We start from the raw sequence: 9,467 nt of genomic DNA, 5'->3' as shown, positions 1-9,467 counted from the left end.
AGATGCGATAACGGTGGCTCATGCCTTACAAGCTATAGCCGAACATATTAATTTAAACTAACATACTTGGGTAGCTATTATTGCTACTCATTTTTTATATAAAAGTAGCCTGCCGGCTAAAAGAAATTATATTAATAAAATGCTTTTTTCTTACTGATAAAGTGATTTTATAGGGATAATCTGACGTAAATCACCTACTAATAATAGAAATAAAATGACGTTTCAATTAGTTATAATTTGACGTTTAACAGTCAGAATATTTAATTTGTATTTTAATGATAGGATTCTCAATTGTGTTAGTTGCTCCACCTTTATTAGTATATTCTATTGTAAGTTTTGCTCCCTTTAATTCTTTCGTGGCTTCTAAATAAGAAGAATATGAATTACAATAAGCACCTAAATTATTTAAATCTAAATTACTTATACTTGCAAGTTGGCTAAACTGTTCTAGCAATCTTTTCCATTCATTTTTTGCCTTAACATCTCTTAACCATCTTGGTGGTTTTTGTAATTGTTCCATTCCTGTTTGCATAATTTTTTCTTGTAATTCTTTTTCTGTTTGTTGTGCTTTTGTTAAATTTCCTTCTTGCATACTTAATAATTTTTTAGGTCTTGCCATTGTATCACCTTCTTTCTTATTCTAATTAATAATCATTATCCTCTAAGTCTTCATATTTAGAATTTTGCGTGTTAAATATGGGGCAAGGGGTGAATAGCATTTAAGTTTTTTAAGATTAAAGGGTGGGGGTATCATTGTTTTAATATCTCAAACAATATAAACAATTCAACTAATAATAATTGTTAATTAAACTCTTCATTATATCTCTTCATCAATCCCTCAAGCATCTTAACAGTACCCTCATAGTCCTTCTCTAACATCTTATGTATCTTTTCATGGTTATCATGTGTTAGATATACAATCATGTTAGCATTGAGTCTATCATTCCAACCATCTACCTTTAACTCCCTACAATGATGACATATCTTTCCATACTCTATCTTATGTAGTACATAGTAACTGTATATATCTATGTAGTTATACATACTCTTAACTATCTCTACTACCTGTCTCCATTGCTTACTGTGATAGAACTGTGTGTACTGCTTATCCCTTAATTGTCTTACACTCTCATCATATATCTTATTACTCTCAGCCTTATCCTTCTTAACCTTTGCCTTACACTCAGTACAACACTTATCCACATAATCTATTACCTTTCCACATCTGCATAACTTCTTTAGTGCAATAATATTCACCTCCAAATAAAAAAGGTAGCTACATTACATAACTACCTATAAAAACCTATTCAATGCTTTTATGTAAGTCTCAATTATCTCTTCATTGCTTATGAACTCTTCATCATTACACTCCAATTGTGTGTCCATTATATCCTCAAACTCTTTGTCAATATCATCCAACGTTATAGCCTTACACATACTTAAATAGTTTTTTGTTAATAAATCTATTGCCTTATTTGTATTCATTAATTAATCACCCTTCCTATTTTGTCTTATTTTTAAGCAAATAAAAAAGAGCTCTATTATGAACTCTTTAAGTTTTCTATGCCGTTTTTATATTTAATTAACTTAGTATTACTAAGTCTTAGCTTGGTTTCATTAGGTTTATACTTATGCCACTTTTCCTTATTCTCCATTTTAAGTTTTAAAATTTGTTTACTATAAAATTTAAAACATAATTTTTCTAAATTACTAGAAAAATCAATAAAATCCTGTCTTATTATTATCCCCGTTATATATAAATCCTTATCTTTAATTTCATGAACTATATTATACATATTTATCATATAATCTTGAAATAAATTTATTTCTCTTAATAAATCATTATTAAACCACATACTATAATTTGTATAAAGATTAATAAACAGTTCATACCATTCTTCATATATTTGGTGGTTTTCTAATACTCTTGGATATCTAAAAGGTTTATCATATACATCAAAGTCTACTCCCAAATCTTCAACTATTTGATTATTATTTGTAATTTGCATTTCTCTAGTGGTAGAAATAAAATTCATTACATTATCATATGCTAATATCTTTTTATCTATGAGTCTATCAATTATTTTGAATTGAGCTTCCTTTTTCTTTATAATTATATTAGAAAATGAAGTAATAATCCCTGCTGAAACAACGCCAATACAACTACTACCTATAACAATTTTTATAATATCACTTGTCATTAAAATCACCTCAACATGCAGTTTATCGGATGCACAACATATTTACACAGAGATTAGAAAATTACAAACACTTTTTCGTTATGTTTTGCCAAATTTTTATTCCATCATCATAATTTAATTTTTTCTGTGTACTACCTAGTACTACTGTCTTATTAAGTATTACATTAATTTCGCTGGATTTAAATGGTATTGCTAATTTTTTAAATCTGTCTAATTCCATATAATGTTCTTCATCAGTCCCTCCATTAAAATCTTTAATTTCACATATTCCTGAAGCAACGCCCCTTGCTATTATTCCTACCTCATTACTGTAAAGAAATATTAAATCATTTACTTTAATTTTATCAATACCTTCTTTCCAAGGTGTATAATAAGCTGCACATTTTTCACCTTGAATCATTTCTGGTTCACAATTAGTATAGTATTTTTTATTCGTATTGATAATATACACATTAGACATATTAAAATCATCCCCTCACAAATTATTACTCTAATTATACCACTATTTATATAATTATTAAATAATTTGTAAGATAATAAACGAACTACTTATTTTTCTTAAATATTTTACGAACCAATCCACTAGCCATTTCGTTAAAAGTTGGTGCAATATCATTTATAAGACTTTTTATATTAATTAGCTGTTCAATACATTTTTTTATCTCTTTGTCATCAGTTTCTTTTTTTATTCTTGCTTGTTCTTGTTTGTTAATTTATTCTAATTTTTCTAATGCTTTTAAACAAATTTCTGCATAAAATATTTCTTTTAAATATCTTTTTTTATTTATCTCATATAAAATTGTTCCCACAAGTATAAATATTGCATATGTAATTATAAGTGTAATAAAATAAGATGGTTTTACTTTATCGGTGCTTATAGCTATTAAAGAAGATATAGCCATTGCTATTATAATAGAAATAAATGTGGCATATACACAAGTGTAATTAATTTCTATTGTTTTCGATTGAATGATATCGTTCAATTTTATTTTTTCATATTTTATAAATTCAAGATCAATTTTGTATTTACTATAACTATCATAAGCTTTTTTATAATTGATTTTTACAGACTCATTACTTTTATTGTCATTTACTATTTCTTCAATCCCTTTGCTCATTTTTTTCACCTCCTGCCAAATCCATATATTCGACATAAAGGTATAATTTTTCTTCTAAAATTTTCTAAATATAAAAAAGCACCCAATTTAATGGATGCTCTTAGTTATTATAATTTATCTTCCTCATATTCATATTCATATTCATCTTCACAATTAGCATGGTTATAACACCTTTCTTTTGCTAAATTAACAATCATTTCGTCAGACATCTTACCCATATAATACATATTTTCTTCATCTTTATTTAATGATTTTAAAAATTCCTCTTTATCAAATGCTCCGACATCTTCAGCCTTATGACCACTGAACTCACATAAGACTTCATTTAAATTTTGTTCATCACTATTCAAATCTTTTTGTACTTCATTTTCAATAGTTATAATATATCGTGTTATAATTTACACCTCCCTTACAAACTGATATAATCTACTATATTTGTAGTGTAATAAATTATACTATATTTAGATATGGAAGTAAATAAACTAGTCAATAATAAAAGCACCCAAATGGATACTCTAACTCATATAACTTTATATTCAGTTTGGATTTCCCCTTCATTTACCTTTTTTATCAAAATATCAATATCATTTGTTATTCTAACTTTATCATGATTAATTAGATGGATGCCAACATCACATGTGCTACTTACCATTTTAGAATTCAAATAAATTTCTTTGAACATATTAAAAATAGTTTTCAGTATATTTTCTAAGCTTAAATCGAATTCCTCATAATTAAATTTATAATCAAAAATATAACTTTGACTAAAACTTTTCTTTAAATCTATATTATAAAGATATTCATATGGAAATAATATAGATATATTATTATTCAATATCGTTCCCACAGCTTCCGATATATTATGCGATAATATTCCAACTCTACAACACTGTTTTTTTGTATAATAATCAGCACCCGACCATGATAAAACAACAGCAGTTTCGTTAATAAGAAGATTGTTATTTAAATTATTTTGCGATATTTTATTAAACGCTTCTACAAATATATTTTTAAAATCACCAACCTTTTTTATTTCAGTATTGTATATACTATCTTTAAACTTAGTTATCAAATCATCATTTCCAGCACCTGCACACCATCCCATATTATTTACATCAATTAACTTTTCATTATCATCAGTATGATATAGTATATTGTCAGCATCTGTTGCAAAACAAATTCTGGTGTCAGTCGCTATAATAGATATATATTCAGATACGTAAGATATTACTACGCTCATTCTAAATCACCTCATAAACATAATTCCACATAGAGAGGCAATTTCCTTTATTTTACCACATTTTATAATATTATTTATACATCTTCATATCTAATATATTTCCAGTAACAAAAGCCTTTTTAATTCGAGCAAACGATTTAAATACTAATTTCATTTCGTCATACTCTCCATTATTCCAACCATTAAAAATATTTATAAATCCAACATCATCTTTTCTATATATACAACTATTAAATCCATTGCTATTTATTTTCATATCTATTGGATAAATTGCATTACTTGCCAATACAGAAATTAAATTCAAACTATCGATAACTTCGTACTCAGGTACTGGAAACTCTTCTCTAATTTTATCTATATTCATTTTATTTCCCTCCAATTTAATAAAGGGTATAGCCTTTTTATCCTACACCCCAATATTTATTTTTTCTATGTAACTATGTATAATTTTCTAATTCTATGGTATACTTAATTATAATGATATATTTATGTTTTTATCCGAAATTGAAAGTACGGGAATACTGACGATTTCTTTTTCCATATAATTTAAAGGTTTAATTTCTTCTACATTTATCCATCTATCATTTCCAATTCTACTTACCATAGTTGGTTTACATCCATACATTTCAGCAATATCTATTTGTTTAATCTTACTTTTATTTTTCAACCATAATATTTCTGAAGCCTTTTGTTCTGTTAATACTGTACAATGTCCATTCTTCTCGCCTGAGGTAACTAAACTCCTCTTATTTTTATAATTCTTAGCTTCTCTGCCAGTACGGATTTTCTTGTCCACATTCACTACTCTATTTTTATTATACATAGCACAATCTGCATATTCTTCTAACCAAAATTGTTCCCTTTTAAATAAATCTTTTACATTTAATTCTTCTAATATAACAAAATCAAAGCTTTGAATTCCATAATTATTATAATCTTCCTGCATTAATTTATTACCATTTCCACTTTTTAATCTACTTTTATAATTACTCCAACGTTTTTTTACATTCTTACAACTACCTACTCTACATTTTAAAGTAACATTGTTTTTAATTAAATAAACAGCATCAATTCTTCTTTTGCACACTATTTAAAACCTCCATTCATATTTTTTATATTATAGTTGCTATGTTATTTTTATATTCCCTCACTAATCTGGCTGCGCTCATTTCCTCTGGCCCGACATTCTCTATGTACATCAAACACCCATCTAAATCTGTGAATCGAATATGCCTATGTTCCTTTTGTATCCTCATACGTTCCTTAAATGAATTGTAAGGAAAAATCTCTACTTTACTCAACTGTCGCACCCCCAACTTGATAAAGAGCTAGGCTATTTGTTAAAAATCCTTTTGTAAATTTATTCATAATATAGTCCTCCACAGTTTTGGGTACTGCTAAACCTCCAACGTATAGCTTTAAAGCTACCAATATACATACACACATTTCGCTCCAATATATGGAGGACTAATCTATACATAGAGTATAGTGCGTATATACATATTGCTAATTTCAATTTCTCTATAATTCATTATTATCACATCTCAAAAAGTTTTTTAAATTTCAACTAAATATTTTTTAACTTGTCATAAATATCTATAATATAATAAGAAAAAGGCACCAGTATTTCTCTGTCACCTATCATTTTTTTACTATTCAATATTAGAGTATATATGTTCTTCTAAGTCCTCAAAATTCTCATTCCAAACATCATTTTTAGATAAAAGGACATTTCCCTTATCATCTGTTTTTACATCTTTCATCAAGAGTGATTTCAATGATACTTTGTCATTTCTTAAATCTAAAATACTGTTCATTATTTAACCTCCATTTTTTAAGCATAAATAAAAAAGACTAAGGCAAAATATGCTTTAGTCCAACATTCTATGTACAATTTTCTCGTTATAAATCAATCCTGTTCTACAAACATGACCTATTTTTTCAGAACTCATAAGTAAATTATCATAGAAACTTTCATCGGAATCCACTTCATGTTCATTTAATCCAAAAGTTTCTATGAATAAATCAAATTCTAAATATTCCTCTATTACTCCAAAAGTTTCAATAATTCTTTTATTTAAATAGCACATTTCTTGTTTAATATTCTCTAATCTAACTTTATATTTTTCTTTCATAAACCATAAATTTTCAAATAACTCTTCGTCATTATCTTCATCTATTTCGTCAATTCTATCGTTATACTCATTTATCAATTTTTTATAGCAATACTCTTCATCTGCTAGCCTAATTCCCTGTGTTTGCAAACTTCCTTTTGTATTCATTTCCACGATTGCTTCCATTAATTTATTCATTATTATCTACTCCCTCCATTTATTTTAATTGGGTTAACTCTCATTAGCCTATTAGTTCTAGTTCCTATTACTTTATTTTTATTTTCCAATCTATCCACTCTTCCATTAATTTCTTCTAACAATTTAATAATAACTTTTAGATCGTTACCCATTTACGCCACCTCTTCAATCAAATTATTTTTGATATAATATAATGCACACACGAAATGTTTATAATAATTTACATCATTTTTATATTGCTCTACTAATTTATATCGTTCTACTAATTGTAGATTTATAACATCTACCTTATCGGTATTTCCACGGGACAACCATAATGTTAAGGATTTTACCTTCTGTGCCGAGAATGACTTCCAATTCCTAATCACACTATTTCTCCAGTTTAATTGTTCTTGATAAATGTTATTAATTAGTTGTTTTAGAATCTCTTCCATAGTAATAGTAGTAAAGTCTTCTATAACATCTGTTGTGAATGATATACATTTACTATCTTCGTCTATGAAAATAATCCTTACAACATCTTGAGATTTTCTTAAAACTACTGTATATTCTGTATTCCCCTCAAAATCTGTAAAGTAATACTCTAATTCACCCTGGATGTCTTTTAGTCTACATACGAATAATTTTTCTTGTTGTTGTTTTGTTGAATTTTTCATTAATAAATCCACCTTTCGATTTTAATTTATTTTTATAAAACCTATTGACACTATGTATTTTTAGCAGTATACTATAAACAATACTATACATTTTTAGGTTAAAAAATATAATAAAAATGCCCAAGCGAAAATTCACTTGGCTTAATTATAATGTAAAAAATATTTAATTTATTTTTACAATACGTATTGCATTGTGTGTTTTGGTATGATATAATTAAGGGTTCTGGTGCTTTATCGTTAAAAAGTAAGAATTTAAAAGGGATAGTCATTGTAACCATCCCAATCCTAATTGGACTTGCTTATTTATAACCCGTATTGCCAATAACGACAATAGAAGTTTCCCTCTATCACATACACATTAGCAACACGTCTTTAAATGGGGCTATGTCTAGCCTAAAGATTTAACCATCTAAAAATTAACATCATTCTTGTACTTATTTTTATTTCCATACACTTAAAAATAGTTCTTTATGAGTATTATATAGTATATTCAACATTTTTCTTTTATATTTTTTGCTATCAGATATTTTTTCTTTATCTATATTTACTTCGGCAGTATCTATAGCATTTTTAACTAAGTAATACATACTTTCTTCTGTCAATACTAATCCACTAATTCTACTTACAACACTATCTCTTATTGGAGCAACTTCTGTTTCTATTTTATCTTCTTTCCAGTTATACTTTTTAGCAATTTTGTTTGTATATTTAACTTTTTTATCAAAATTTTGTATTAGGTCTTCTATTTTTTTTATCTGAGGATAATTTGTTTTATTATTTAATGCAATACCGTCTACTAATAAGGTTTCAATTTTTATATTATCTTTATTATTAGTAAGATTTTTAATTTTATCTATAGCTATTTGTAAATATTCCATTGTACAATTACATTCATAAGATTTTAATAATCTACTTTTCTTAACATCCTTTTTAATATATTGCATCCAATTAGGTATTTTACCTTTATATACTTTAATACAATCCAGCTCATTAATTCTTGCTATCTCAGCCTTTACATTGACTGCATATTGTCTTTTGGCATTATCTATACTTACTTGAGCAAGTACGCTCATAATACATACTATGTCCCTTAATTCTTTAGTTTTATCATGCTGATAGTAACTTAAAGCAAGTTGAGCCATATTACTACTAACTCCTATGTCATTTTTACTTTGTGCGAGTAAATTGTCTATCTTCGCAATACTCAAACTATTGTTTAACCATTTCTTACCATTCTCTGGAATATTATTTACTATACAAGCATAATCTTTATTTCTAAATACTGATTTAACTGCTTTAACTGCTGTCTCAGAATTTGTTGTGAGCATGAAATCTGAATCAAAATCCATACTATTAGCAAGGTCTTCACATTCTGTAGACACACAGTTAATTGCCATTACATTTTTACCAAAATCAAAGTATTTCTTTATTAAGTCATGTTTAAATACCTTTGTTAAAATACAATTATTTGGGGCATTATGTGGATTTCTAAAAGATGCTAAGTCTTCATTTTCTAAGAATTTTTCAGTATAACAACTTATATAATCTTTATGTATTGGTAATGTTGGGTCTTCAAATCCCTCTACAACTACATTATTAACATTAGGAACTTCCCCAACCATATGTAATAATAATAAATATGGATTTGAGCAGATTGTTAAATTGTCTCCCTCGACAAGGAGCTTTCCTGTTCTCGTTCTCTTTTTCATACTGCTAATAGTTTCTGTTTTAAATGTTTTATAGAAGTCACTTTCTTTAACATCTATGTTGCTATTATATAAATCTATTATTAAATCATTGTTATTACCTGTTGTAGCAGATTCTTGTAACATTGCTATAAATAATTCATTGCTATCTTTTAACCCTTCTATTGTTTTTGGCAAGCTAAAAACCATGCATTGCGGAACTTAATTTTTCCAGCACCCTATTTCCATTATTGG

Annotated in this window: 16 protein-coding genes; all 16 read right to left on the bottom strand. The window is 26.9% G+C overall.

Translation table 11 applies throughout. The features are described 5' to 3' along the window. Nucleotides 1–244: 244 nt before the first annotated feature. The 16 genes from Ctaglu_RS23885 to Ctaglu_RS23820 all read right to left on the bottom strand — a co-directional run bounded on the left by Ctaglu_RS23885 (nucleotide 245) and on the right by Ctaglu_RS23820 (nucleotide 9,410). Nucleotides 245–619: a P27 family phage terminase small subunit gene (locus Ctaglu_RS23885; RefSeq protein ID WP_125006462.1), complete on the bottom strand. Its 375-nt coding sequence runs from the start codon at nucleotides 617–619 to the stop codon at nucleotides 245–247. A 182-nt stretch (nucleotides 620–801) separates the two neighbouring features. After that, on the bottom strand, nucleotides 802–1,263 hold the full coding sequence (locus tag Ctaglu_RS23880) for an HNH endonuclease (protein ID WP_207669519.1): 462 nt from the start codon (nucleotides 1,261–1,263) through the stop codon (nucleotides 802–804). A gap of 30 nt (nucleotides 1,264–1,293) precedes the next feature. After that, on the bottom strand, nucleotides 1,294–1,485 hold the full coding sequence (locus tag Ctaglu_RS23875) for a hypothetical protein (protein ID WP_125006459.1): 192 nt from the start codon (nucleotides 1,483–1,485) through the stop codon (nucleotides 1,294–1,296). 56 nt (nucleotides 1,486–1,541) lie between these two features. Continuing rightward, on the bottom strand, nucleotides 1,542–2,201 hold the full coding sequence (locus Ctaglu_RS23870) for a hypothetical protein (RefSeq protein WP_125006458.1): 660 nt from the start codon (nucleotides 2,199–2,201) through the stop codon (nucleotides 1,542–1,544). 61 nt (nucleotides 2,202–2,262) lie between these two features. Continuing rightward, on the bottom strand, nucleotides 2,263–2,661 hold the full coding sequence (locus Ctaglu_RS23865; protein WP_125006457.1) for a hypothetical protein: 399 nt from the start codon (nucleotides 2,659–2,661) through the stop codon (nucleotides 2,263–2,265). A gap of 253 nt (nucleotides 2,662–2,914) precedes the next feature. Further along, the gene (locus Ctaglu_RS23860) at nucleotides 2,915–3,319 is read right to left on the bottom strand and encodes a hypothetical protein (RefSeq protein WP_125006456.1); all 405 of its coding nucleotides are present in this window, start codon (nucleotides 3,317–3,319) and stop codon (nucleotides 2,915–2,917) included. A 107-nt stretch (nucleotides 3,320–3,426) separates the two neighbouring features. Further along, nucleotides 3,427–3,669 carry a hypothetical protein gene (locus Ctaglu_RS23855; RefSeq protein WP_125006454.1) on the bottom strand — a complete coding sequence of 81 codons (243 nt, stop codon included), beginning with the start codon at nucleotides 3,667–3,669 and terminating at the stop codon, nucleotides 3,427–3,429. Between the two features lie 170 nt (nucleotides 3,670–3,839). Then, on the bottom strand, nucleotides 3,840–4,559 hold the full coding sequence (locus Ctaglu_RS23850; RefSeq protein WP_125006452.1) for a hypothetical protein: 720 nt from the start codon (nucleotides 4,557–4,559) through the stop codon (nucleotides 3,840–3,842). 70 nt (nucleotides 4,560–4,629) lie between these two features. Next, nucleotides 4,630–4,923 (bottom strand): hypothetical protein, encoded by a 294-nt coding sequence (locus Ctaglu_RS23845; protein ID WP_125006450.1) that lies wholly within the window; start codon nucleotides 4,921–4,923, stop codon nucleotides 4,630–4,632. Nucleotides 4,924–5,031: 108 nt separating this feature from the next. Next, nucleotides 5,032–5,646, bottom strand: a complete 615-nt coding sequence (locus Ctaglu_RS23840) for a GIY-YIG nuclease family protein (RefSeq protein ID WP_125006448.1) — start codon at nucleotides 5,644–5,646, stop codon at nucleotides 5,032–5,034. 25 nt (nucleotides 5,647–5,671) lie between these two features. Then, nucleotides 5,672–5,860 carry a hypothetical protein gene (locus Ctaglu_RS23835; RefSeq protein ID WP_125006446.1) on the bottom strand — a complete coding sequence of 63 codons (189 nt, stop codon included), beginning with the start codon at nucleotides 5,858–5,860 and terminating at the stop codon, nucleotides 5,672–5,674. Nucleotides 5,861–6,211: 351 nt separating this feature from the next. Beyond that, on the bottom strand, nucleotides 6,212–6,376 hold the full coding sequence (locus tag Ctaglu_RS25640) for a hypothetical protein (RefSeq protein WP_185732946.1): 165 nt from the start codon (nucleotides 6,374–6,376) through the stop codon (nucleotides 6,212–6,214). 54 nt (nucleotides 6,377–6,430) lie between these two features. Continuing rightward, nucleotides 6,431–6,871 (bottom strand): hypothetical protein, encoded by a 441-nt coding sequence (locus Ctaglu_RS23830; RefSeq protein ID WP_233439938.1) that lies wholly within the window; start codon nucleotides 6,869–6,871, stop codon nucleotides 6,431–6,433. Nucleotides 6,872–6,873: 2 nt separating this feature from the next. Beyond that, a complete protein-coding gene (locus tag Ctaglu_RS25635) occupies nucleotides 6,874–7,023 on the bottom strand; it encodes a hypothetical protein (protein WP_185732944.1) in 150 nt (49 codons plus the stop codon). Further along, complete coding sequence (locus Ctaglu_RS23825; RefSeq protein WP_125006442.1) at nucleotides 7,024–7,527, bottom strand: hypothetical protein; 504 nt, start codon at nucleotides 7,525–7,527, stop codon at nucleotides 7,024–7,026. A gap of 440 nt (nucleotides 7,528–7,967) precedes the next feature. Continuing rightward, nucleotides 7,968–9,410 carry a hypothetical protein gene (locus Ctaglu_RS23820; protein ID WP_125006440.1) on the bottom strand — a complete coding sequence of 481 codons (1,443 nt, stop codon included), beginning with the start codon at nucleotides 9,408–9,410 and terminating at the stop codon, nucleotides 7,968–7,970. Between the last annotated feature and the right edge of the window lie 57 nt (nucleotides 9,411–9,467).

It is taken from the genome of Clostridium tagluense (assembly GCF_003865095.1).
Taxonomy (GTDB): domain Bacteria; phylum Bacillota; class Clostridia; order Clostridiales; family Clostridiaceae; genus Clostridium_AD; species Clostridium_AD tagluense.
This window is presented reverse-complemented; position numbering and strand designations above follow the sequence as displayed.